Raw genomic sequence first — 23,568 nt, 5'->3', positions numbered from 1 at the left:
TCCCCCAATTGGGGCGCGCCCGGTTTCAGTGGGGGCCCGATCCGCCTGCCCGCGGGGGCCGCCTCCGCTCGCCTGTGGCCGGCCCCCGCGGCTTCCCCGCGGGCGGGGGCCCCGGGCGTCTGCCCGGGCCCCACCACGTCTTACTCCTTGGGCTCGACGTAGCGCGGGAACACCGGCTCCGGCGCGGGCAGGTCGATACCGGGGACAAGGGGAGTGGCGATATCGGCGAAGGTGCGCCCCTCCTGGGCGAGCAGGTCCAGGATCTTGGCGGCCGAACCCGGCATCACCGGCTGCACCAGGATCGCGACGATGCGTACCACCTCGAGGGTGACGTAGAGGACCGTGGCCATCCGGGCCAGGTCTTCCTCGGTGCCCGACTTCCGCAGCGCCCACGGTGCGTTGGCGGAGAAGTAACGGTTGGTCTCGCCGAGGGTCAGCCAGATGGCCTCCAGCGCGAGATGCATCTGCTGGGCGTCGTACTCGGCGCGGCACTTGTCCAGCAGAGCGTTGGCGCGATCGAGCAGGGCGCGGTCGTCCTCGGTGCACTCACCGGGCGCGGGGGCCTTCGCGTCGCAGTTCTTGTTGACCATGGTCAGGCTGCGCTGCACCAGGTTGCCGAACTCGTTGGCCAGATCGCTGTTGATCCGGCCCGCGATGGCGTCGTTGCTGTAGCTGCCGTCCTGGCCGTAGGAGATCTCGCGGAGCAGGAAGAAGCGCACCTGGTCCAGGCCGTAGGTGGACACCAGCGCGAGCGGGTCGACGACATTGCCCGTCGACTTCGACATCTTCTCGCCCTTGTTGTACAGGAACCCGTGCACGAAGACGCGGTCCGGCAGCTCGATGCCGGCCGACATCAGGAACGCGGGCCAGTACACCGTGTGGAAGCGGGTGATGTCCTTGCCGATGATGTGCAGGTTCGCCGGCCAGAACTTCTGGAACTTCGCCGAGTCGGTGTCGGGGAAGCCGACGCCGGTCAGGTAGTTGGTGAGCGCGTCGACCCACACGTACATGACGTGGTCGGGGTGGCCGGGCACCGGAACGCCCCAGTCGAAGGTGGTCCGCGAGATCGACAGATCCTTCAGTCCGGCCTTGACGTAGCTGACGATCTCGTTGCGCCGGGTCGCGGGCGCGATGAACTCGGGGCGCTCCTCGTAGAGCGCCAGCAGCTTGTCCTGGTACTCCGAGAGCTTGAAGAAGTAGTTCGACTCCTCGGTCCAGGTGACCGGGGTCTGGGTCTCGGTCGAGACGCGGGTGCCGTCGTCGAGGAGGGTGGTCTCCTCCTCGGTGTAGAAGGCCTCGTCGCGCACCGAGTACCAGCCCGAGTAGTTGCCCAGGTAGATGTCGCCGTTGGCGAGCATGCGCTCCCAGATGGCGACGCTGGCGGCCTTGTGGTCCTCGTCGGTGGTGCGGATGAAGCGGTCGAACGAGATGTCGAGCGCCTTGTCCATCGCCTCGAAGACGTCGGAGTTGCGGGCCGCGAGCTCCTGCACCGGAATGCCCTCGGTGGCCGCGGTCTGCTGCATCTTCTGGCCGTGCTCGTCGGTGCCGGTCATGAAGAACACGTCATAACCGTCGAGTCGCTTGAACCGGGCGATCGCGTCGGTCGAGATGTACTCGTACGCGTGCCCGATGTGCGGCGCACCGTTCGGGTACGCGATGGCGGTGGTGACGTAGAAGGCGGGCGCCTCGGCGCCTTCAGATGCGCTCATGATGCGAACTACTGTAATCCGCGTGCCAAACACGAATCGTCCGGCTCCGCCTGTTCCGCCCCCGCTCGCGCCGCTGATCGATGCGCATACCCACCTCGATGCCTGTGGTGCGACCGATGCCGAGTCGACCGCGGTGATCTTGGACAGGGCTGCCGCGGCAGGTGTCGGGCACGTGGTGACGGTCGCCGACGACCTCGCCGCGGCGCAGTGGGCGGTCGAGGCGGCGAACTGGGATCCGCGGGTCTACGCCGCCGTAGCGCTGCATCCCACGCGGGCGAACGCGCTGGACGACAAGGCCAAGGCCGAGCTGGAACGCCTGGCCGCCGACCCCCGGGTGGTCGCGGTCGGCGAGACCGGTCTCGACTACTACTGGCCGGGCAAGCTCGACGGCTGCGCCGACATCGAGACCCAGATCGAGGGTTTCCGCTGGCACATCGACCTGGCCAAACGCGTCCGCAAGCCGCTGATGATCCACAACCGCGAGGCCGACCACGACCTGCTCACGGTGCTGCTCGACGAGGGCGCGCCGGACACGGTGATCTTCCACTGCTTCTCCTCCGACGCGACCATGGCCGAGGCCTGCGTGGCGGAGGGCTATGTGCTCAGCTTCTCCGGCACGGTCAGTTTCAAGAACGCGCACGAACTTCGCGAGGCGGCCCAGCTGGTGCCCGACGATCAGATCCTGGTCGAGACCGACGCGCCGTATCTGACGCCGCACCCGTATCGCGGTGCGCCGAACGAGTCGTACTGCCTGCCGTACACGGTGCGCGCGCTGGCTGAGGTTCGCGAGCAGGACCCGGCGGAGCTGGCCGAGATCACCACCGCGAACGCGCGACGGCTGTACCGCATCCGCTAGTCCGTTTCGTCTGATCGGTAGGGGGCTGGACGGCAAACGTGATTCGGCTCACTTTCTCCTGCCCAGGTTGTTATCTACCAGCGATGTCTATACCGAATCGTGATCTGCGATCCCGCTGATCGGGCGCATCGGTGTTGTCTGGCGCAAACCTTGTCGTTATCGTTCTGTAATCATGTCGGCTTTTGCGCGGATCAACTCGTCACGCTCGCCGCTGCTGTACGCGGCGGTGGCGGCTTTGCTGTTGACTCTCCTGGTCGGCGCCTCGATGGCCATCGTGAACCACAAGACGGTCGCTCTCGTCGTCGACGGTGAGCGCACCGAGCTCACCACCATGGCCCGAGATGTGCGTGCCATCCTGGCCGACGCGGGCTACGAGCTCTCCGAGCACGACGAGGTGAGCCCCGCCGGGCGCGCCAAGGTCGGCGACGGTGCCACTATCACGCTCCACCGCGGCCGGGAGATCACCATCACCGTCGACGGCACCGAGCGCAAGGTGTGGACCACCGGCACCACCGCGGGCGACGCGCTCGCCCAGATGCAGATCCCGTCCGACACCCACGTCGTGCCGACCCGCACCGAGAAGCTGCCGCTGGCCGGTGCCGCGCTCAGCGTCTACACCCCGCGCACCGTCTCGCTCGTCGACGGCGTCGCCGACCCGGTCGACGTGCGCCTGGCCGCCCCGACCGTCCGCGAATTCCTCGCCGCCGCAGGCATTCCGCTCAAAGACCAGGACTTCGCCGTCCCGGCCGCCGATGCCCCGCTCACCGACGGCATGCAGCTCACCGTCACCCGGCAGCGGATCGAACAGCGCACCGAGACCCTGCCGCTCGATCCCACCGAGCTGGTGATCGAGGACGTCACCATGAACATGAGCCGCACCGTGGTCGAGAACCCGGGCGCGCCGGGCCTGCACGAGGCGACCTTCGCGGTCACCATGACCAACGGCGTCGAATCCAGTCGCGTGCAGACCAACTCCAACGTCATCACCCCCGCCCAGCCCAAGACCATCCGCAAGGGCGCCAAGCCGGGCACCGAGGTCCCCCCGGTCCGCGACGGCGCGATCTGGGACGCACTGGCCCGCTGCGAGTCGACCGGCAACTGGGCGATCAACACCGGCAACGGGTACTACGGCGGCATCCAGTTCGACCAGAGCACCTGGGAACGCCAGGGCGGCTTGAAGTACGCGCCGCGTGCGGATCTGGCCACCCGCGAAGAGCAGATCGCCATCGCCGAAGTGACCCGCGCCCGTCAGGGGTGGGGCGCCTGGCCGGCCTGCACGGGGCGTCTCGGCCTGAGCTGAATCTTTGGAGCGCTGGCGCGCTCGAGTTCGCGGCCCCCTAGTCCCGGCCGGACCCTCCTCGGGGTCGGGTCGTGCGGGGCTGGGAGTGCGGTCATGGCGGTCTTCAGTCGTGGCGCGGGGCTGGGAGTGCGGTAGGTCGCGACTTCGCGGTGCGCTCGGCGGGTCGGGTTGACCAGGTGGCCGTGCAAGGTACCGTGCACTCGGTTTCGCCGGGTCCGCTTGTGCTCGTGCGGTGGTCTCGGGTCGTCGACGAGTCGAGGGTGGTTGTGATGCTTGGGGTTTCGGCCTGGCGGTGGGCGGCTGCCACGGTGGTGCTGGACGCGATCGACGATCGGGTCGCGGATCTGAGTCTGGGACAACTGCTCTCGCGTTCCCTCTCCGGAAAACCGTTGCGCTCGGCCATGGCCGACTACATGTCCGTCCCGACCAGCGGCTACGACGCGCCGAGCTGAACCAAGCGATGATCGCCGCCATCGATGAATTCCTGGCCCGGGCACGCTGATCGGCCCGAAAGGTGACCCCCTGATGCCGAAGACAATGAGCCGCGCTGTGATCGCGGCCGCCATCACCGCTGCCGCCCTGGTGACCGCCGCCCCCGCCGCGGCGGAACCGGGCAGCGTGCTCGCCACCGAATCGCGGCCCGTCGGCTGGCACGGCCTGGCCCGTGGCTCGGTGATCGAGTACACGACCACCGATTCGGCGGGTGCCGAGCGTCCGGCCAGCGGCGCGCTGTTCCTGCCCGAGGGCGATGCGCCGGCCACCGGCTGGCCGGTCATCGCCTACGACCACGGCACCCTGGGTTCGGGTCCGGGCTGCGGCGGCCAGGCCGATCCCGAACTCGCGCCGCTGCCGGTCAATCGTGCTGCCGAGAACCAGCTGATCGCGCGCCTGGTCGAGCAGGGCTACGCCGTCGTCGCCCCGGACTACCTGGGCCTCGGCCGATTCGACACCGGCCCGCACCCGTACCTCGAGGTCCGCAGCGAGGCGACCGCCACCATCGACCTCGTGCGCGCCGCCAGGGCGGCCAACCCCGACCTCTCGCGCACCTGGACCGCCGTCGGCGCCTCGCAGGGCGGGCACGCCGCGCTGAGCACCGGGTCCGTGCAGCGGAGTTACGCGCCCGAGCTCGACTTCCGCGGCATCGTCGCCGTCGACCCCGCCTCCGATGTCGAGAAGGTGCTGCCGCTGCTCGGCCCCGCCTTCCCGGAGATCGAGGGCACCGCGGGCCTGACCGGCTTCACCGTGAGCATCCTGGCCGGCCTGCGCGCCACCCACCCCGAGGCCGAGGTCGACTCCTACCTCACGCCGAAGGGCAAGCAGATCCTCGACGCCGCGGGTGGACAGTGCATCGACACGATCGTCGCGAACGTCAAGGGGCTCGCGTTCGGCGACCTGGTCGCCCGGCCGCTGTCGGACGGCCCGCTGCGAACCGCGCTGACCGAGTACATGACCGTGCCGACCAGCGGGTACGACGCGCCGATCCTGTTGCTGATCAACGCGACCGACACGATCGTGCCGTCCCCGCTGCACGCCGCCCTGGTCGCGCAGTTCGCGGCGGGCGGGGTCGACTTCCAGACGGTGACCGGATTCGGTCAGCACACCGTGCTGAGCCGGCGGATGTGGGATGCGCTCGACGGATTCATCGCGCGTGTGAACGCGACGCCGCCACGGCGCTGACCGCTGAATAGTGGAGGAGCGGAACGGTCGCTGATCTGTACACTCGTCCAGGACGTATGTTGCCTGGTGGAGAGCTGGATCCGTTGCCGAAGACACCGATGCGCGCGGCGGTCCTCGCCGCTGTCACCGTGAGCGCGCTGCTCGCCGCAGGATTCGCCCCCGCGGCGGCGGAAGCGCCGGGCGCGATCATCTCGGTGCAGCCCGAACCCGTGGGCTGGCACGGGATGGCTCGCGGGTCGGTCGTCGAGTACTGGATGACCGACTCGGCGGGCACCCCGCGCCCGGCCAGCGGCGCGCTGTTCCTGCCCGAAGGCGACGCGCCCGCCACCGGCTGGCCGATCCTCGCCTACGACCACGGCACCTCGGGCTCGGGTCCCGGCTGCGGCGGCCAGGCCGACCCCGAGCTCGCGCCGCTGCCCCTGCATCGCGGCGCCGAGGACGCGTTCATCAAGCGGTTCGTCGACCAGGGCTACGCCGTCGTCGCCCCCGATTACCTCGGCCTCGGCCGCTTCGAGACCGGCCCGCACCCGTACCTCGAGGTGCGCAGCGAGGCCACCGCCACCATCGACCTGGTCCGTGCCGCCCGCGCCGCCGACCCCGACCTGTCGCGCACCTGGAGCGTGTTGGGCATCTCGCAGGGCGGGCACGCGGCGCTGAGCACCGCGCACGTACAGCAGAGTTACGCGCCCGAGCTGGACTTCCGTGGGACCGTCGCCGTCGACGCGGCCTCCGATGTCGAGAAGGTGCTGCCGTTCATCGGTCCCGAGCTGCCGGAGCTCCCGGTGCTGTCCTCGGCCACCTCGTTCGTCGTCAGCATCCTGGCCGGGCTGCGTGCCACCCATCCCGAGGCCGACGTGGACTCCTACCTGACGCCGCTGGGCCGCTCGCTCGTCGACGCCGCGGGGGACCGGTGCCTGGACGAGATCATCGCCTCGGCGCGGGGTCTGTCGGCGCGTGATCTGCTGGCGCGCCCGCTCGCCGGGCTGCGCGACGTGCTCGCCGCCTACATGACCCTGCCGACCAGCGGATATGACGCGCCGATCCTGCTGACCATGAACGTCACCGACACGATCGTGCCGTCCCCGCTGCACGCGGCGCTGGTCGCGCAGTTCGCGGCCGACGGCGTCGACCAGCAGGTGGTCCCCGGCAACGGACAGCACGGGTCGATCTCGCCGGAGCAGCGCGCGGCGATCGACGCCTTCCTCGCCCGTGTCCATGCCGCCCCGCCACAGCGCTGAGCTGCTCGATCGGCCGGGTTGGTAGGTTCTAGCGGTGCCCGAACCAGAGATTCCCGCGCGCGGTAGCGCCGCACTGCTCGGTCCCGCCGAGGTGCGGACGCTGGCCGAGCGTTTCGGCGTCCGGCCGACCAAGCAGCTCGGGCAGAACTTCGTGCACGACGGCAATACGGTGCGCCGCATCGTCGCGGCGGCCGGCGTCGGCGCCGAGGACACCGTGCTCGAGGTCGGGCCGGGTCTCGGCTCGCTGACCCTGGCGCTGCTCGATGTGGTCGACCGGGTGGTCGCGGTCGAGATCGACCCGGTGCTGGCCAACTATCTGCCGGAGACCGTCGCCGATCGGGCCCCCGCCCTGGCCGACCGCTTGCAGGTGGTCGAGGCCGACGCCCTGCGGGTGCGCCCCGACCAGCTGCCCGTCATGCCGACGGCGCTGGTGGCGAACCTGCCGTACAACGTGGCTGTCCCGGTGCTGTTGCACCTGCTCGCCGTGCTGCCGAGCATCACGGTGTCGCTGGTGATGGTGCAGGCCGAGGTGGCCGACCGGCTCGCGGCCGAACCGGGTAGCCGGGTGTACGGCGTGCCGAGCGTCAAGGCCGGTTTCTTCGGCAAGGTGCGCCGGGCGGGCGCGGTCGGCACGCAGGTGTTCTGGCCGGTGCCGCGCGTCGAGTCGGGCCTGGTTCGTGTCGATCGCTACGCCGAGCCGCCGTGGCCGATGGACGAGGCGCATCGCCGTCGCGTGTTCGAGGTGATCGACGCCGCGTTCGCACAGCGCCGAAAGACGTTGCGCGCGGCTCTGTCCGGCTGGGCAGGTACACCCGCGGAGGCGGAGCGCAGGCTGGTGGCGGCGGGGATCGCGCCCACCGCGCGGGGCGAGACGCTGGATACGGCCGCTTTCGTCCGCCTGGCGGCGCAGAGCTGAATCGCGGGTTCCGGCACGGGAACCCGCAGTACACCGGCTGTTCATCGGTCCACGGAATTGCGGCCTGTGAAAGCAATTGTGGACAACCGGTTTTCGCCGCTCCCGGAGTTGATCATGGTCTGTGGGCCGCGTGCCCGGTAGCGGGCGAATATCCGCTCCGTCGCGCTCGTCGGCACAGATGTGGATGACGCTGTGGATGATTCGCGGCGCCCGCGCGGTGGATGAACCGCTGGTGAACGCGCGTGCGGCCCGCGCCGAGGGCGCGGGCCGCAGATGACTTCGCGGTGGTGGGGTCAGCGCGCGAGCTCGTAGCCCGCCTCGTCGACGGCGGCCGCGACATCGGTCTCGGACAGCTCGCTCGCGCTGTCGACGCGGACGAGACCGCTCGCGAGGTCGACGTCGACGCTGGTGACACCGTCGATCTTGCCGATCTCCTGCTTGACCGAACTCACGCAGTGTCCGCAGGTCATCCCCGTGACGGTGTAGGTGGTGGTGGCCATGGCCGACTCCTTCGCTGTTCGATCATACGGTCCTGGGGTATGCCCCCGGCACGTATGAACATACCCCCCATGGGTACCTTGCGCAACCCGGTCTCGCGTCGGTGTGTGTGGGATCGCTTGTCCCGGTCGATCGAGCCGGGCATTCAGCGTGCGTACTCGTCGGTGTAACCCGTTACGCTTGGTGATCGTGCTGTCAGTTGTGCCCAGCCCGGTCGTCGTGCGCGCGCCTTCGAAGGTGAACCTGCATCTCGGAGTCGGTGATCTGCGCCCGGACGGCTATCACGATCTGACCACCGTCTTCCAGGCGCTGTCGCTGTCCGACGAGCTCGAACTCGCACCGTCGGCCTCGCTGACCGTGCGGGTCAGCGGCGAAGGCGCCGCCGAGGTGCCCACCGACCGGACCAACCTCGTCTGGAAGGCCGCGGTGCGGCTGGCGCATCTGGCCGGGCGCGCGCCCCTGGTGGAGATCGCGATCGCCAAGGGCATTCCGGTGGCGGGCGGTATGGCGGGCGGCAGTGCCGACGCCGCCGCGACGCTGGTCGGCCTGAACGAGCTGTGGGACCTCGGCCTCGGCCGCGACGAGCTCTCCGCGGTGGCGGCCGAGCTCGGCAGCGATGTGCCGTTCGCCCTGCACGGCGGCACCGCACTCGGCACCGGCCGCGGCGAACGGCTGCTCCCGGTGTTGTCCCGCAGCACGTTTCACTGGGTGCTCGCACTCGCCAAGGACGGCCTGTCCACCCCGTGGGTGTTCCGCGAACTCGACCGGCTGCGCGCCGAGGGCGATCCGCCGCGCCTGGGCGACCCGCAGAAGCTCATGCAGGCGCTGGCCGCGGGCGATCCGCAGACGCTCGCGCCGCTGCTCGGCAACGACCTGCAAGCCGCGGCGCTGTCGCTGAAACCGGAACTGCGGCGCACGCTGCGGGCCGGTGTCGGTGCGGGCGCGCTCGCGGGTCTGGTGTCGGGGTCGGGGCCGACCTGCGCGTTCCTATGTGACACCGAGGAAGCGGCGATCGCGGTCGCGGCAGAACTGGCGGGCGCCGGGGTGTGCCGCAGTGTGCGGACCGCGAGCGGCCCGGTGCCCGGCGCGCGCGTGCTCGACACCGAGGCCCACGGCAAGCGCTGACCGGCGGTCCTGCGAGGTCACCGAGCCGGCCGGCGTTGACAGGTGACGTCGCCGATTCGGTGGCGGGATCGGCTGATGATGTCGGCGCGGCGGTCGACCTGGTTCGCGTGGTTGTCGCCGTGGCCCCACCTCGTTCGTAGCGCAAGGCGGAGCGGACCGGACCGGCTACGACCGGGGCAAGTAGGCTCGGACGGCCGGATAGTCACGCGGAAGGCGGGCGAGCAACACCCATGTCCAACCTGATCAACCTTGAACAGGTCTCCAAGAGCTTCGGCGTCAAGCCGCTGTTGGACGACGTCTCGCTCGGTGTGCACGCGGGAGAGCGGATCGGGGTGGTCGGTCTCAACGGTGGTGGCAAGACGACGCTGCTCGAGGTGCTGACCGGTCTGGAGGCGCCCGACAGCGGCCGGGTGAGCCGCGTGGGCGGCCTGCGGATGGCCGTGGTCACCCAGCGTGGCGTGCTGCCCGACGGCGCCACCATCGGCTCCATCGTACTCGCGGGCCTGTCCGACGATCTGTCGACCGCCGACATCGCCGAACACGAGTGGGCCGCCGACGCGCGCATCCGCTCGGTGCTCGACGGCATCGGCATCGCCGACCTCGGCCTGGACACCCCGGTCACCAACCTGTCCGGCGGCGAACGCCGTCGCGTCGCGCTGGCCGCCGCGCTGGTGCGCGACCTGGACCTGCTCGTCCTCGACGAGCCCACCAACCATCTCGACATCGAGGGCGTGCAGTGGCTGGCGCGGCACCTGGTGGATCGGCGCACCGCGCTCGTCGTCGTCACCCACGATCGCTGGTTCCTCGACACCGTCGCCACCCGCACCTGGGAGGTCGTCGGCGGCAAGGTGGAGACCTACGAGGGCGGCTACGGCGACTGGATCTTCGCCCGTGCCGAACGCGCCCGCCAGGCCGACGCCACCGAGTCCCGCCGCCAGAACCTGGCCCGCAAGGAGCTGGCCTGGCTGCGCCGCGGCGCCAAGGCCCGCACCTCCAAGCCGCGCTACCGCGTGGAGGCTGCCGAAGCGCTGATCGCCGATGTGCCGCCGCCGCGCGATTCGGTGTCGCTGGCCGCGTTCGCGCGCAAGCGGCTGGGCCGCGTGGTGATCGAACTCGAGGACGCCACCCTCACCACCCCTGACGGCCGCGAACTGGTCGGCGACCTGACCTGGCGGCTCGCACCGGGCGAGCGGGTCGGTCTGGTCGGCGTCAACGGCTCGGGCAAGACCACGCTGCTGCGCGCGCTGGCCGGTGATGCCGAACCCGCCACGGGCAAGCGCGTCCAGGGCCAGACCGTGCAGATCGGCTGGCTGCGCCAGGAACTCGACGATCTGCCCACCGATATGCGGGTGCTCGAGGCGGTCCAGCAGATCGCCCAGCGAATCATGCTCGGCGACAAGGAGATCTCGGCGGGGCAGCTGGCCGAGCGGCTCGGTTTCACCCCCGCCCGCCAGCGCACCCCGGTCGGCGACCTCTCCGGTGGTGAACGCCGTCGCCTGCAGCTCACCCGCATCCTGATGGCCGAACCCAACGTCCTGCTGCTCGACGAGCCGACCAACGACCTCGACATCGACACCCTGCAGCAGCTCGAGGACCTGCTCGACAACTGGGCGGGCACGCTCGTGGTCATCAGCCACGACCGCTACCTGGTCGAGCGCATCTGCGATTCCACCTGGGCCCTGTTCGGCGACGGCAAGCTCACCAACCTGCCCGGCGGCATCGACCAATACCTCACCAAGCGCGCCACCCTGGCCACCTCGGCCAAGCCGGCCACCGCGAAACCGGCCGCAGCGACGACGGATTCGGCCGACCGCCGCGCCGCCCGCAAGGAACTGTCACGCCTCGAGCGCACCATCGCCAAACTCGACGAGCGCGAACAGAAACTCCACGTCGCCCTCGCCGACGCCGCCACCGACCCGGACAAGCTGGTGAAACTCGGCGGCGAACTCAAGGAAGTCGTCGCGGAAAAGGAAGCCGCCGAGGAACGCTGGATGGAACTCGCTGAGCTGGCCGAGAGCTAAGTCGCGGTTTCTCGGCTGTCGCCGATGACTACGGGTAGGCAGGTCTGGACGAAGTCGGCGCCGAACTCGGTGAGCAGGATGCTGCGGTAGCTCACCTTGGTGCCGAAACCGCGCTTCATCGCGTCGCGGACCTGCTCCTGTGCCTCGATTAGCTGGTAGCGGCTGGGGTTGCCGACCGGTTCGCGGGTGAACTCGATGAGTCCGAGCCTGCGCAGGTTGGGCAGGTACTGCGGGACGCGGTTCGGGAAGCGCAGGCCGGCATGCTCGCCGATCAGGGTCAGGCCGCTGATCAGGCGTTCACCGCCGAACGCGCGCTGACGCCCGGTGCGGACGTCGAGTGCGGGCTGCGGACCGTCGACGTGCATGAACCGCAGGATCCGCGCCTCGTCCGGGGTGATCTCGGCGAGGATGCCGGGGTAGGCGGGGTGCGTATCCGGCTGGGACGCATGGGTACTGGCGGACAAGCGCAGCAGGTTGGCGCCCTGTTCGCGCAGGGTCGGCGTGGCGGGGTCACCGTGGTGCTCGGCGCCGGTCGGCAGGCCGAGCGCGTGCCGGAGCCGGTCGCGCACTTCGCCTTCGGCTTCGGCGAGGACTTCCTTGGGCGGGTTGCCTGCGATGCTGCCGCGCAGCACGGTGACGGTCACCCCGAGCGCGGTGTCGAGGGTCCACAGCGTCACGCCCGAGGCCGCGGTGAGCGCGACCCGCGCGACACCGGTCGCCGCCCGCACTGTGCGCACCGGCGAGACGGGCAGCACGCCGCGTCTGTCGCCGGTGGTTTCGATCGCCGGTACCGGCCGTCGCACCAGCTCGGTGGACGGGGTCCCGTCGTCTACATCCATGTCGTCGCTACTCCTGTTCCGAAGACCAGGATGTGAGCGTATCCGGCGAGCAGCCCCAGCGCGCCGCCATGGACGAAAAGCAACCATTCGTCCTGTTTGATGGCCGAACGCAGCATGTCCACGAAGTCGTGCGGCGAAAGTGCGGACATTTGCCGGGCGATGTATTCGTTGACCTGCCTGCCCTGTTGGACGTTGAACGCGGGATCGGCGAAGGCCATCGGGGCGATCGTCATGGCCTCGGCGGTGATCGTGGACTGCAGCGAATCGTATTCGCGGCTGCCGAGCATGAATTTCACCGCGGGCCTGGCCGGGCCGAGCGCGCGATCGGCGGCCGGGCGCAGGGTGTCCTCGAGCATCTGCAGGGTGCGGTCCGAGCGCGGACCGTTGAGCAGCTCGTCGCCGATATTGGCGACGGTGACGACCTCGGTTGAGACGAGTTCGGCGTAGCCCGCGGTGATCTCGGGCTGGCGCTTGATCAGCAGACCCTGCCGCCACGGGCACCACCACTTGGGCAGCGCGGGGGCGAAGATCATGTTGATGCCGACCCAGTTCACCACCCAGCCGATGATGATGCCGCCGATCGGCAGCACGATCAGCGGCGAGAGGCCGGTGGTGTGCAGCGCGAGGACGAGCAGCAGGCCGCAGGGCGCGCCGAAGTAGAAGCCGAAGTTCTGCATGAACCGCAGTTCCTTGGCGCCGAGCACCTGGAACAACTGGTTGAGCAGTTGCGGGCGGGCCTGGAAGTAGCGGATGACCATCTGCTTGACATCGAGCAGCTGATCGATGTTGGTGCCGAGCTCGATGGTGAGTTCGCGCAGGATCTCCGGCAGCTGCGAGCGCACCCGCTGATGCACCATCTCGCGCACCTGGGTGGGCAGGTTGTACCAGAGCTGTGGGTGCTCGCGACGCAGGATCACCTCGACGATGTCGCTGATCTGCGCGTCGGCGACTTCGGCCAGATGTTCGGCCAGCTTCTCCGGATCGAGCTCGCGGTAGAAGTCGGAGACACTGCCCAGCTTGGACAGTCCCTTGTCGACGGCGATGCTGGCCATCTTGTCGGCGCGCGAGGGCACGATGCCCTGCCAGCCGATCCGGCCGTCATAGCTGAGCAGCGGCAATACCTGGATCCGCTTGGGCAGGTACGGGAAGACCGCGCGGAGACCCGGCAGCTTCACGCCGTAGAACTTGATCGGCTGGAACAGCATCAAAATGCCGGTCCAGTTGGTGATGTAACCGATGATTCCTGTGAAAAGAGGAATGGTCACAATCTCGAGCAGGAGTGTCGGGTGTAACCCGAACACACTCTCCAACAACGACACCCTCCTGCCGTAATCCGGTGACCACCTCCTTCACCGGCAACCAAAATTAGCACCCCCATGGCGTGGTGACCCTACTGTGAGGTGCGGAACTGGGTCCATTCGTCGTGCGCCAGGCCACAGGGTAGTGTCTGAGACATCAGTCACAGAACCTGTCCCGAATGCCGTACTCGCCCTGGCGAGTCGGAACAATGAGCACCACCACAGTTGGTGACAGGCCACAATCGGCGCGTTCAGGGGGCGCGCTGCGTATGCACTGTGCCTGAAGCGTGGTCGGGCAATAATCTGTGAGCGAGAAGTTCACATGGCGAGACTTCGGAGTAGGACGTGACAGACGACAGGACCGGACAGGACCTGGCCCGTGCCGGTACCCGCGCCGTCGAGCGCAGCTCGGATGTCGAGCAGCGACAGATCAGCAACGAAGCCCGGTTGATCCGAGGCGTGTTCCGCGCCGCGGGTCTGGCCGCGGGCACCGCGGTGCGCGGCAGCCAATGGGCCGTCGGCACCACCTATGAGGTGACCAAGGAACTGGCCCAGGCGGCTCTGGACGGCGAGTCCTCGGCCGATATCGCGGAGCGCACCGGCAATGCGCTGCGCTCCATCGCGCGCAGCGCGCTCGGCGTCACCGAGGGGTCGGTGCGCGAGATCGTCAGCTACGTGCCGACGCCCAACGGGTCGACTCAGCAGGCCATCACCGTCGGCCCCTACCTGCGCTCGGCCAGCACCGAGGACCTGCGCCGCCGTGGCGACGCACTGCTGGCCCGCTCGGCCGACGTGTACTTCACCGAGGACGTGCACCCGGCCTACGACCGCATCCTCGACGAGATCGCGCCCGACGAGGCCCGCATCCTGCGGTTCATGGCACTCAACGGTCCGCAGCCCTCGGTCGACGTGCGCACCAACCGTCCGCTCGGCATCGGCTCGGAGCTGGTGCAGGGCGACCTGACCTCGGTGCCCGAGCAGGCGGGCGTGCGCTACCCGGACCGGGCCCGCTCCTACCTCATCAACCTCAACCGCCTCGGCCTGACGTTCACCTCCGACGACCCGGTCGTGCTGAGCCGCTACATGGTGCTCGAAGTGCAGCCGGTGGTCGAGGACGCGCTCAAGAAGGCGGGCCGCGCGCCCAAGATCGTGCGCAAGAGCCTGCGGCTCTCGGAATTCGGCGAGGACTTCTGCCGCACCTGCTTCACCATCGGGTAGCTGAGACAGCGCGGGGCGCCGGCGCCGGAGGTCACGCTCCGGTGTCGGCAGTGATAGCGATCTGATACAGATCGGGCACTGCGCGCGTTTCGGTGGGATCGTGGAGGAATGGAGCAGGGGTCCGGATCACCGAACGACGTGCGAGTCGACGATCCTGTCGCGCCCGCATGGGTGCGGCCGGGGCCGTTGCTACCCGGAGGCGACGAACCACTGGTCGCCGGGCCGGAGATGGGGGAGGACCTGATGGCCGAGGAGTTGCCTGAGGGCGCCCACGACGAGCAGCAGCCGGAACCGATCGTGCGGCCCCCCGATCATCCCGACGACCTCATCGCGATCAGCCGGCTCAAGTTCCGCTACCTGCGCGCGCTGGACACCAAGTCCTGGGACGAGTTCGCCGACACGCTGATCCCCGAGGCGACCGCGACCTACAGCGAATACCTGCAGTTCGAATCGCGTGAGGCCTTCCTGGCCTTCCTGCGCAACACCCTCGGACCGCACGTCATCACCGAGCATCGCTGCGATCATCCGGAGATCGATGTCGACGGCGACACCGCGACCGGCACCTGGTACCTCGCGGACACGGTGATCATCCCCGAGCACAACATGTGCCTGCGCGGCGCGGCCTTCTACACCGACCGCTACGTCCGCTGCGAAGACGGCCACTGGCGAATCTCGCATACCGGCTACGAGCGCACCTACGAGGTGGTGCTCTCGCTCAGCGATCTGCCCAGTCTGCGGCTGACTGCGAGCCGCTGGGGCATGATCGCGCAGGAGAATCACATCTCCTCGGTGGAACGCAACCCCGGACCGGCCGCGTAGCGCCGACTCAGACAGTTGACCAGTTAGTCGGCGGTGGCGACGAGGGGCTCCATCGTGAGCTTCGGGTGTTCCTTCTCGATGTACTGCAGCCGCCATTTGTCGCTGAACAGGGCCAGGATCGCGCCGTCGGTGCGGGTGAACACCTCGACACCGCGCTGGCGATCCAATTCCGGCGCCGACTCGGCGTCGGTGCGCCGGGCCAGGGTGAAGGGGAGGAAATCCAGCTGGGTTTCCACATTGAACTCTGCCTGCATGCGGGCGGTGACCACCTCGAACTGCATCGGGCCGACCGCGGCGAGCACCGGCGAGGCGTCACCGCGGGCGTCGTTGCGCAGCACCTGGACCACGCCCTCGGAGTCGAGCTGGTCGATGGCCTTGCGGAACTGCTTGTACTTGCCCGCGCTCTGCGCGCGCAGCGTCGCGAAATGCTCGGGGGCGAAGCTCGGGATCGGCGGAAACTCCACCTTCTTGTCCACGAACAGGGTGTGGCCCGGCGCGAGCGCGGTCGCGTTCACCAGGCCGACCACGTCGCCCGGGTAGGCGGTGTCGACGGTGGTGCGCTCGCGGCCGAACACCGTCAGCGCGTACTTGGTGGCGAACGGGCGACCGGTCTGCGCGTGCGTCACGACCATGCCGCGCTCGAACTCACCCGACACGATCCGCATGAACGCCAGCCGGTCCCGGTGCGCGGTGTCCATGCCCGCCTGCACCTTGAACACCACCGCGCTGAACGGATCACCGGTCGCGCGGTCCTTGCCCGCGACGTCGGCCCGCGCGCCCGGCGCCGGCGCCAGCGCGACCAGCGTCTCCAGCAGCTGGCGCACACCGAAGTTCAGCATCGCCGACGCGTAGATCACCGGCGAGGTCTGACCGGCCAGGAACAGTTCCTGGTCGTGGTCCTGCCCGGTCGCCGACAGCAGCTCGCTCTCCTCGGCCGCGGTCGTCCACGCCTCGCCCTCGCGCGCCTCGGCCTCGGCGGGCGTCAGCGATTCCTCCGGCGCGATCGTCGCGCCACCGGCGGTGCGGGTGAAGTGGATGTACTCGCTCGCCTCGCCCTCGGGACCGCGGCGTAGCAGGCCGCGGAAGTCGCCCGCGATGCCGACCGGCAGGAACAGCGGGGTGGGGGTGAGGCCGATCCGCTCGCTGATCTCGTCGAGCAGCTCCAGCGGCGCCTGGCCGGGGCGGTCCCACTTGTTGATGACGGTGATGACCGGGATGCCGCGGTGGCGGCAGACCTGGAACAGCTTCAGCGTCTGCGGCTCGAGGCCCTTGGCGGCGTCGATCAGCATGACCGCGGCGTCGACCGCGGTGAGCACGCGGTAGGTGTCCTCGGAGAAGTCGGAGTGGCCGGGGGTGTCGACCAGGTTGATGACATTGTCGACATCGGACCCGGCGGCACGGTAGTTGAACTGCAGCGCGGTCGAGCTCACCGAGATCCCGCGCGCCTTCTCCATCTCCATCCAGTCCGACACGGTCGACTTGCGGCCTGCCTTGCCGTGGATCGCGCCCGCCTCGGAGATCATCTTGGCGTGCAGCGCCAGCGCCTCGGTCAGCGTCGACTTACCCGCGTCGGGGTGCGAGATCACGGCGAACGTGCGGCGGCGCGCGACCTCGGCGGGTAGTCCGCGCGGGGTGGGGGCGGCGCTATCTCCGGACTCGGTCAACGCAGAACCTTTCGCAGTGGTCGGCAACCAATCCAGCCTAAAGGTCGCCGGTCCGGCGAGGTCGGCGGGGTGTTCTGCCGAACCGACCCGGTTTTTCGGGGCGATGTCGATGCGGTATGGTGGTCAGGTTGTCTCGGCGAGGGTGAGTTGCCCTTAGTGGTTGTGCTCACCGTGATCGACGCGGCTCGGCCTTCCCGGTCGTCCTCGTTCGTTCTTCGCCCGACGAGTAGACGTTGACCCCTTAGATGGGTCGCCACAATGACCAGCCCGGAAGAGCCGTAGGAGCGCATTCAGTCATGTCCGACGTGAACCAGATCGAAGCCGCCGTCCGCACCGAATTCGGTAAGGGCGCCGCTCGCCGTACCCGTCGCGACGGCAACGTGCCCGCCGTGCTGTACGGCCACCAGGCCGAGCCGCAGCACCTGAGCCTCAACGCCAAGGCGTTCGCCGCCATCCTGCGTGAGCACGGCACCAACGCCATCCTGAACCTCGTCGTCGACGGCAAGCAGCAGCTCGCGATGACCAAGTCGGTCGTGGTCCACCCGATCCGCCGCTACATCGAGCACGCCGACCTGCTGATCGTCAAGCGTGGCGAGCGCGTCACCACCGACGTCAACGTCGTGGTCACCGGCGATGCCGCCTCCGGCACCCTGATCACCCAGGAAGCCACCAGCCTGTCCATCGAGGCCGACGCGCTGAAGCTGCCCGAGTCGATCGAGATCTCGGTCGAGGGCATCGAGGCGGGCACCCAGATCCTGGCCGGCTCCGTCGAGCTGCCCGCGGGCGTCGTCCTCGCCGGTGACCCGGAGGCGCTGATCGTCAACGTGATCGCCGCGCCGTCCGCCGCGCAGGTCGAGGGCGAGGGCGAAGGCACCACCGCCGAGGAGCCGGCCGCGGAGACCGCGCCCGAGTCCGAGTCCGAGTAAGACTCCTGCACTACGGTTCGGCCGATGACCGAATCTTCCGGGCCCGCACTCGTGGTGGGGCTGGGTAACCCCGGCCCCGAATACGAGCGCACCCGCCACAATGTGGGCTTCCTGGTCGCCGACGTGCTCGCCGAGCGCGTCGGCGGCCGTTTTGCCGTGCACAAGAAGTCCGGCGCCGACCTGCTGCAGGCGCGGCTGGACGGGCGCCAGATTCTGATCGCGAAGCCGCGTACCTACATGAACCTGTCCGGTCGGCCGGTGGCCGCGCTGGCCAAGTTCTTCTCGGTGCCCGTCGACCAGGTGATCGTCATCCACGACGAGCTCGATCTGCCGTTCGGCACGATCAGGCTCAAGCAGGGCGGCGGCGAGGGCGGGCACAACGGCCTGCGGTCGATCTCGCAGGCACTGACCACCAAGGAATACCTGCGCACCCGGATCGGCATCGGCCGTCCGCCGGGGCGCCAGGATCCCGCCGACTATGTGCTCAAGCCGTTCGCGGCGCCGGAACGCAAAGAGGTTCCGGTGATCGTCGAGCAGGCCGCCGACGCGGTCGAGCTGCTGTTGAAGGTCGGTTTGGAAACAGCGCAGAACTCCCTGCACTGAATCTTTGGAGCGCTGGCGCGCTCGAACCGCCGCTGCGCGGCGGCCCCTCCTCGAGGTCGGGGAGTGCGGGCGGCCGGGCAGCGACGGTTCGGTCCTACCTCAGGTGTACCGCGGTGGCCGCGCGGCGCAGCTTGCCCGACGACGTCTTCGGCAGCGCGCCGGGGCCGAGGACCGCGACCGTGCGCGGGCGGGCGCCGACCTCGGCGAACACCTCGTGGACGATCTCGCGCTCCATCCGCTTCACCTCGTCGGGTGCCTGGTAGTCGTTGGATTCCACCACCACCGCGAAACTTTCGCGCTTCTCGCCCGCGTCCAGCCGCACCGCGACCGCATTGCCGGGACGCACACCGGTCACGCGCAGCGCGGCCCGCTCGATATCGGTCGGGTAGATGTTGCGGCCGCCCATGATAATGACGTCCTTCATCCGACCGCACACCACGATCATGCCCGCGTCGGTGAAGTAGCCGATGTCGCCGGTGTCGAGCCAGCCCTCGGCGTCCTGGGCGGGCCGGAACCCGTCGACCGTCACGTAGCCCGAAGTCACCGCGGGGCCGCGCAATTCGATGATGCCGACCGTGCGAACCGGCAGTGGCTGCCGTTCGGCGTCGACGACCCGGCCCTCCAGATCGTCGACGAGGTGGCCGAGCGTCGGCAGCCTGCGCGGGGTGCCGTGGTGGCCGTCCTCGGCGACCGGCACCGCCTTGCCGACGGCTTCGAGCAGATCCGCGTCGATGACGTCGAGCACCATGCCGTGGCCCGGGTCGGGGACCGAGACGGCCAGCGTGGTCTCGGCCATGCCGTAAACCGGGGTCAGCGCCATCGGGTTGAGCCCGAAGTGCTTGCCCGCCTCCGCGAGCGCGATCATCGTGTCCGGGTCGACCGGTTCGGCGCCGTTCCACATGTAGCGCACGCTGGACAGGTCCATCGACCCCGGCTCGGCCTGCCGCAACCGCCGGGCCAGCAGCGAGTAGGCGAAGTTCGGTGCCGCGGTGACGGTTCCGCGGTACTTGTCGATCAGCTCCGCCCACAGCAGCGGCCTGGCCAGGAAGTCCAGCGGGGTCACGCAGACCACCTCGGCGCCGAATTGCATGGGCACGCTGAGGAATCCGACCATGCCCATGTCGTGGAACAGCGGCAGCCAGCTGATCATGACGTCGTCGTCGAGCTGGAACTTCACGCGATTGAACATCGCGTGCGCGTTGACGTTGAAGTTGCCGTGGGTGATCCGCACGGCCTTGGGTGACCCGGTCGACCCAGAAGTCAACTGCTGCAGGGCGATATCGGCTTCGGTGGTCGGCACCGGATCGGTATCGGCGCCGGAGTGCAGGTCCTCGATCCTGACCACGGTGATCCCGCGTTCCAGCAGCACGGGTTCGGCGGCGGCGAACGGCGCGCCGAGCACGACGGCCTTGGCCTCGATCATGCCGAGCACGGTTTCGGTATCGCGTACCCAGACCGCGAGATCGGTGCGCGGCGTGGGCTGATGCAGCATCGTGATGGAGGCGCCACGCATCCAGATGGCCTGGCAGACCGGCGCGATGTCGACGGGCAGCCCGGCGAGCACGCCGACCGCGTCACCGTGCTCGATCCCGGCGGCCGCGAGACCACCAGCCATTCGCCGCGCCTGGCGATGAATTTCCCCCCAGCTCTGCCGCAGCGGCGCGTCCGGTTCCCCGGTGACCAGCCCCCGTGGGCTGGTCAGCGCTGTGGCAAACATTTCGTCGGTGAACCTGCTCAACGTCGGACTCCCTTTACGCCAACGATCGGTTACGGCCGTGCTCCCAACAGAAAGATCCCCGCCCGCCCAACGGGTGTTAACCCCGACTGACACCCGAGCACCCTCGCCGATCAGTTCTCGGCGGCGAAGGTGGCAGCGTAGCGGTCCACATATGGTCTACCCGATAGTGCGGTAATTTCCCGCATCAGCTGATCAGTTGCCACTCTGACCTGGGCGCGACGAACCGCTGCCGGATAACGCCGCGCCGGCTGGATACTGATGCGCACCTTGGTGAAACGCAACAGTTTCCGACCGCACGGGTTCATGCGGTCGGTTCCGTCCAGCACCACGGGCACCACCGGCGCCCCTGTAGCCATGGCAACGCGTAGCGCCCCGGTACGACCACGATAGACCTTGCCGTCGACCGGCCGCGCCCCCTCCGGTGAATTGCCCAGGCGCAGCCGTTGCCCCGACGAGGACCTGTCCGGCTAGCGGGTGATGTCGGCCAGCGCCGCGACGAAGCGGTCGAGCTCCTCGGTGCTCACGAAGTAGTGCGGGGAGGCGCGCACGATCGCGGGCAGGCCGCGGGCGGTCATGTCGAGCAAGGCGGAGCTCGCGTGGCTGACGGTGACAGTGACGGCGTGCTCGGCGAGGCGATCGCGCAGCTGTACGGGATCGTGTCCGTCGACGGTGAACGAGACGATGCCGCTGTGCTCGGTGCCGAGGTCGCGCACGGTGACCCCGGCCAGCTCGGGCAGGGTCTTGCGCAGGTAGGCCGCGCGTTCGGCGACGGCGGCGTAGACCTCGTCGGGGCCGAGGGTGAGCAGGTAGTCGACGGCCGCGCCGAGGCCGAGACGGGCGGCGACGTTGAATTCCCAGAATTCGAAGCGGGACGCGTCCGGGGCCAGACGATATTCGCCCTCGCTCACCCACTGGGCACTGTGCAGGTCGAGCCTGCCCGGTTCCATCGTCTGCGCCAATTCCCTGCGGACGTAGAGGAATCCGGTGCCGCGTGGCCCGCGCAGCCACTTGCGTCCGGTAGCCGAGAGCGCGTCGACGCCGAGCGCGGCGACATCGATCGGGAGCTGGCCGATCGACTGGCAGGCGTCGAGCAGCACCAGCGCGCCCGCCTCGTGGGCGATCCGGGTCGCCTCGGCAACGGGATTCACCAAGCCGCCGTTGGTGGGCGCGTGCTGGAGCGAGACCAGCCGCACTCGCTCGTCGAGCATATCCGCGAGCGCGTCGGTGTCGAGGCGGCCGGTGTCGTCGCTGGGGATGTGCTCGACCACCGCGCCGGTCTGCCGGGCGCGCTGGAGGGCGGCGATCGCGTTGCTGGCGTAGTCGGCGCCGGAGATCAGGATGCGGTCGCCGGGGCGCAGGGGCAGCGAGTAGGCGAAATCGGCCCATGACCGGGTAGCACTGTCGCCGAGCGCGATGGTGTCGGCGGTCGCGCCGATCAGGGTGGCGATCGAGGACTTCACCGCGGCGAGATCGTCGAGACGTTCGTTTGCTGCGCGATAGCCACCGATCTCCGCTTCCCGGTGCAAGTGGCCGATCACGGTGTCGGTGACCACCCGCGGCGGCAGCGAGGATCCGGCGCTGTCGAGGAATACCTGTCCAGTGGCAAGTCCGGGGGTGGCGGCTCTGATCGCGGCGAGATCCATCATGGTGACGACCATAGCGTCCGGAGCCGTTCCGCATTTGGACACTTTTCCTGTCGGTGCCCATCGCTACTCTGGAATGAGTCGGTTGCACGAACACGCGGATTCCCCCGGCAGTACACAGCACGCGGAGGTTGGCATGGCGGTCACTCTCGAACGTTCTTCGTGGCCTGATTCCGCCACTGACCAGGGCGAACTATCGTCTCGGGCGGCGGCGGAGGCCTATGTCGGCGGTGTCTGCTTCAAGCTCGGACCACCCACCCTGATCGGCGCCGAACTGGAGTGGCTCACCGCCGGGCCCACCGGTGCGCGCCCTTCGCTCGAGCTGATGGCGCTGGCCCTCGGGCCACACGCGCCCACCTCGATCGCCCCGGCTTCGGCCGCGGCCCCTCTCCCCGGCGGGAGCCTGGTCACCTTCGAACCGGGTGGTCAGATAGAACTTTCCAGCGCCCCGTTCGCCGACACCGCGGCGCTGACGCAGAATCTGCGCGCTGATGCGGCCCGTTTGCGGGACCTGCTCGCCGCCCACGGCATCGGCATCGTCCCCGCCGCCGCCGATGCCGATCGCCCGGCCGAACGCTTGCTTCGCCTCCCTCGCTACGCCGCCATGGAACGCCGGTTCGCCGGTGTCGGCCCGTTCGGCAGCCTCATGATGTGCAACACCGCAGCCACCCAGGTCAGCGTGGACGCCGGCGCCGATCCCGACGAGGTCAGGGCGCGCTGGACGGCGCTCTACGTGCTCGGACCGGCGCTGATCGCCGCCTTCGCCTGCTCGCCGGTGCTGCACGGCGCACCGCAGGGCGAGTGGGCCTCGCAGCGGATGCGCACCTGGCTGCGGCTCGACCCGTCCCGCACCCGCCCACCGGTCGCCGACTGGGCCGATCCGATCGCCGCCTACGCGCACTGGGCGCTGGACGTACCGCTGCTGTGTGTGCGCTGCACCGAGCGCGATGCCGACTGGTCGCCGCCACCGGGTGCCACCTTCGCCGACTGGCTGGCGGGCGCACTCGACGACGAGGTGGGCCGCAGGCCGGGCACCGCCGACCTCGACTATCACCTGACCACCCTGTTCCCGCCGGTCAGGGCCGCGGGCCACCTTGAGGTCCGCTACCTCGACACCCAGCCCGGCGACACCTGGACCACCCCGATCCACCTCGTCGACGCGCTGTTGTCGACACCGGCGGTGGTCGCCGAGGCGACGGCCATCGCCGCCCCGACGGCGGGGGAGTGGGTCGGCGCCGCGCGCACCGGCCTGCAGGACCCCCAATTACGCCGAGCGGCAGTCGATCTGCTCGAACTGGCCGAGCAACACGCCCGGTCGGTCACCGCGGCACAGGAATTGGCGCTCGCCGCCCGCCGATGCCGGTCCGGCCGCAGCCCGCTCGCCGTGACGCATCCGGCACGCAACGGATCGTGACGATCCCGCCGCCCCCGATGTCGTTGTCGCCCTCTTCGTTCGGAGCTGATCCCGTGACTCCTTCCG

The 23,568-nt window shown here is 69.3% G+C and carries 21 protein-coding genes; 13 read left to right on the top strand and 8 right to left on the bottom strand.

Features of this window, described 5'->3' with window-relative positions; genetic code table 11:
- Nucleotides 1-140: 140 nt before the first annotated feature.
- The gene (gene metG, locus ACFVAV_RS01840; RefSeq protein WP_379028507.1) at nucleotides 141-1,709 is read right to left on the bottom strand and encodes a methionine--tRNA ligase; all 1,569 of its coding nucleotides are present in this window, start codon (nucleotides 1,707-1,709) and stop codon (nucleotides 141-143) included.
- A gap of 1 nt (nucleotide 1,710) precedes the next feature.
- Here metG and ACFVAV_RS01835 point away from each other — a divergent pair, with 1 nt between their 5' ends.
- The 6 genes from ACFVAV_RS01835 to rsmA all read left to right on the top strand — a co-directional run bounded on the left by ACFVAV_RS01835 (nucleotide 1,711) and on the right by rsmA (nucleotide 7,696).
- A complete protein-coding gene (locus tag ACFVAV_RS01835; protein ID WP_379028505.1) occupies nucleotides 1,711-2,565 on the top strand; it encodes a TatD family hydrolase in 855 nt (284 codons plus the stop codon).
- Nucleotides 2,566-2,737: 172 nt separating this feature from the next.
- Entirely contained in the window at nucleotides 2,738-3,865 is a 1,128-nt protein-coding gene (locus tag ACFVAV_RS01830) for a transglycosylase family protein (protein WP_379028503.1), read from the top strand.
- A 269-nt stretch (nucleotides 3,866-4,134) separates the two neighbouring features.
- Entirely contained in the window at nucleotides 4,135-4,317 is a 183-nt protein-coding gene (locus tag ACFVAV_RS01825; RefSeq protein ID WP_379028501.1) for a hypothetical protein, read from the top strand.
- A gap of 73 nt (nucleotides 4,318-4,390) precedes the next feature.
- Nucleotides 4,391-5,542: a lipase family protein gene (locus tag ACFVAV_RS01820; RefSeq protein ID WP_379028499.1), complete on the top strand. Its 1,152-nt coding sequence runs from the start codon at nucleotides 4,391-4,393 to the stop codon at nucleotides 5,540-5,542.
- 83 nt (nucleotides 5,543-5,625) lie between these two features.
- Entirely contained in the window at nucleotides 5,626-6,780 is a 1,155-nt protein-coding gene (locus tag ACFVAV_RS01815) for an alpha/beta fold hydrolase (RefSeq protein ID WP_379028495.1), read from the top strand.
- Nucleotides 6,781-6,814: 34 nt separating this feature from the next.
- Nucleotides 6,815-7,696, top strand: coding sequence for a 16S rRNA (adenine(1518)-N(6)/adenine(1519)-N(6))-dimethyltransferase RsmA (rsmA, locus tag ACFVAV_RS01810; protein WP_379028493.1), 882 nt, complete (start codon nucleotides 6,815-6,817; stop codon nucleotides 7,694-7,696).
- A 293-nt stretch (nucleotides 7,697-7,989) separates the two neighbouring features.
- Here rsmA and ACFVAV_RS01805 read toward each other — a convergent pair whose 3' ends face one another.
- Nucleotides 7,990-8,196 (bottom strand): heavy-metal-associated domain-containing protein, encoded by a 207-nt coding sequence (locus tag ACFVAV_RS01805; RefSeq protein ID WP_378850747.1) that lies wholly within the window; start codon nucleotides 8,194-8,196, stop codon nucleotides 7,990-7,992.
- A gap of 187 nt (nucleotides 8,197-8,383) precedes the next feature.
- On the opposite strand from ACFVAV_RS01805, the gene ACFVAV_RS01800 reads away from it, so the two are divergent.
- Together ACFVAV_RS01800 and ACFVAV_RS01795 are read left to right on the top strand one after the other, a co-directional pair.
- Entirely contained in the window at nucleotides 8,384-9,319 is a 936-nt protein-coding gene (locus ACFVAV_RS01800; RefSeq protein WP_379028491.1) for a 4-(cytidine 5'-diphospho)-2-C-methyl-D-erythritol kinase, read from the top strand.
- A gap of 230 nt (nucleotides 9,320-9,549) precedes the next feature.
- Entirely contained in the window at nucleotides 9,550-11,340 is a 1,791-nt protein-coding gene (locus ACFVAV_RS01795; RefSeq protein WP_379028489.1) for an ABC-F family ATP-binding cassette domain-containing protein, read from the top strand.
- Here the strand turns inward: ACFVAV_RS01795 and ACFVAV_RS01790 are convergent.
- Nucleotides 11,337-12,179: an Abi-alpha family protein gene (locus tag ACFVAV_RS01790; protein ID WP_379028488.1), complete on the bottom strand. Its 843-nt coding sequence runs from the start codon at nucleotides 12,177-12,179 to the stop codon at nucleotides 11,337-11,339. The genes ACFVAV_RS01795 and ACFVAV_RS01790 overlap by 4 nt on opposite strands.
- Nucleotides 12,170-13,444, bottom strand: a complete 1,275-nt coding sequence (locus ACFVAV_RS01785) for a hypothetical protein (protein WP_229739659.1) — start codon at nucleotides 13,442-13,444, stop codon at nucleotides 12,170-12,172. The genes ACFVAV_RS01790 and ACFVAV_RS01785 overlap by 10 nt, the downstream gene beginning before the upstream one ends.
- 378 nt (nucleotides 13,445-13,822) lie before the next feature.
- Between ACFVAV_RS01785 and ACFVAV_RS01780 the strand changes: the two genes are divergently transcribed.
- Together ACFVAV_RS01780 and ACFVAV_RS01775 are read left to right on the top strand one after the other, a co-directional pair.
- The gene (locus ACFVAV_RS01780; protein ID WP_379028485.1) at nucleotides 13,823-14,695 is read left to right on the top strand and encodes an Abi-alpha family protein; all 873 of its coding nucleotides are present in this window, start codon (nucleotides 13,823-13,825) and stop codon (nucleotides 14,693-14,695) included.
- 228 nt (nucleotides 14,696-14,923) lie between these two features.
- On the top strand, nucleotides 14,924-15,514 hold the full coding sequence (locus ACFVAV_RS01775; protein ID WP_379029900.1) for a nuclear transport factor 2 family protein: 591 nt from the start codon (nucleotides 14,924-14,926) through the stop codon (nucleotides 15,512-15,514).
- A 23-nt stretch (nucleotides 15,515-15,537) separates the two neighbouring features.
- Here the strand turns inward: ACFVAV_RS01775 and ACFVAV_RS01770 are convergent, their stop codons facing one another.
- The gene (locus ACFVAV_RS01770; protein ID WP_379028483.1) at nucleotides 15,538-17,178 is read right to left on the bottom strand and encodes a peptide chain release factor 3; all 1,641 of its coding nucleotides are present in this window, start codon (nucleotides 17,176-17,178) and stop codon (nucleotides 15,538-15,540) included.
- Nucleotides 17,179-17,474: 296 nt separating this feature from the next.
- On the opposite strand from ACFVAV_RS01770, the gene ACFVAV_RS01765 reads away from it, so the two are divergent.
- The gene (locus ACFVAV_RS01765; protein ID WP_379028481.1) at nucleotides 17,475-18,104 is read left to right on the top strand and encodes a 50S ribosomal protein L25/general stress protein Ctc; all 630 of its coding nucleotides are present in this window, start codon (nucleotides 17,475-17,477) and stop codon (nucleotides 18,102-18,104) included.
- Between the two features lie 24 nt (nucleotides 18,105-18,128).
- Complete coding sequence (gene pth, locus ACFVAV_RS01760) at nucleotides 18,129-18,707, top strand: aminoacyl-tRNA hydrolase (protein ID WP_379028479.1); 579 nt, start codon at nucleotides 18,129-18,131, stop codon at nucleotides 18,705-18,707.
- A 94-nt stretch (nucleotides 18,708-18,801) separates the two neighbouring features.
- Here the strand turns inward: pth and ACFVAV_RS01755 are convergent, their stop codons facing one another.
- The 3 genes from ACFVAV_RS01755 to ACFVAV_RS01745 form a co-directional block, all read right to left on the bottom strand.
- Nucleotides 18,802-20,445: a fatty acyl-AMP ligase gene (locus ACFVAV_RS01755; protein WP_379028477.1), complete on the bottom strand. Its 1,644-nt coding sequence runs from the start codon at nucleotides 20,443-20,445 to the stop codon at nucleotides 18,802-18,804.
- Nucleotides 20,446-20,555: 110 nt separating this feature from the next.
- Complete coding sequence (locus ACFVAV_RS01750; protein WP_379028475.1) at nucleotides 20,556-20,771, bottom strand: hypothetical protein; 216 nt, start codon at nucleotides 20,769-20,771, stop codon at nucleotides 20,556-20,558.
- Nucleotides 20,772-20,912: 141 nt separating this feature from the next.
- On the bottom strand, nucleotides 20,913-22,091 hold the full coding sequence (locus ACFVAV_RS01745) for an aminotransferase class V-fold PLP-dependent enzyme (protein WP_379028473.1): 1,179 nt from the start codon (nucleotides 22,089-22,091) through the stop codon (nucleotides 20,913-20,915).
- A 133-nt stretch (nucleotides 22,092-22,224) separates the two neighbouring features.
- Between ACFVAV_RS01745 and egtA the strand changes: the two genes are divergently transcribed.
- Nucleotides 22,225-23,502, top strand: coding sequence for an ergothioneine biosynthesis glutamate--cysteine ligase EgtA (gene egtA / locus ACFVAV_RS01740; protein WP_379028471.1), 1,278 nt, complete (start codon nucleotides 22,225-22,227; stop codon nucleotides 23,500-23,502).
- Nucleotides 23,503-23,568 lie beyond the last annotated feature (66 nt).

The organism is Nocardia sp. NPDC057663, assembly GCF_042799895.1.
Classification (GTDB): domain Bacteria; phylum Actinomycetota; class Actinomycetes; order Mycobacteriales; family Mycobacteriaceae; genus Nocardia.
This window is presented reverse-complemented; position numbering and strand designations above follow the sequence as displayed.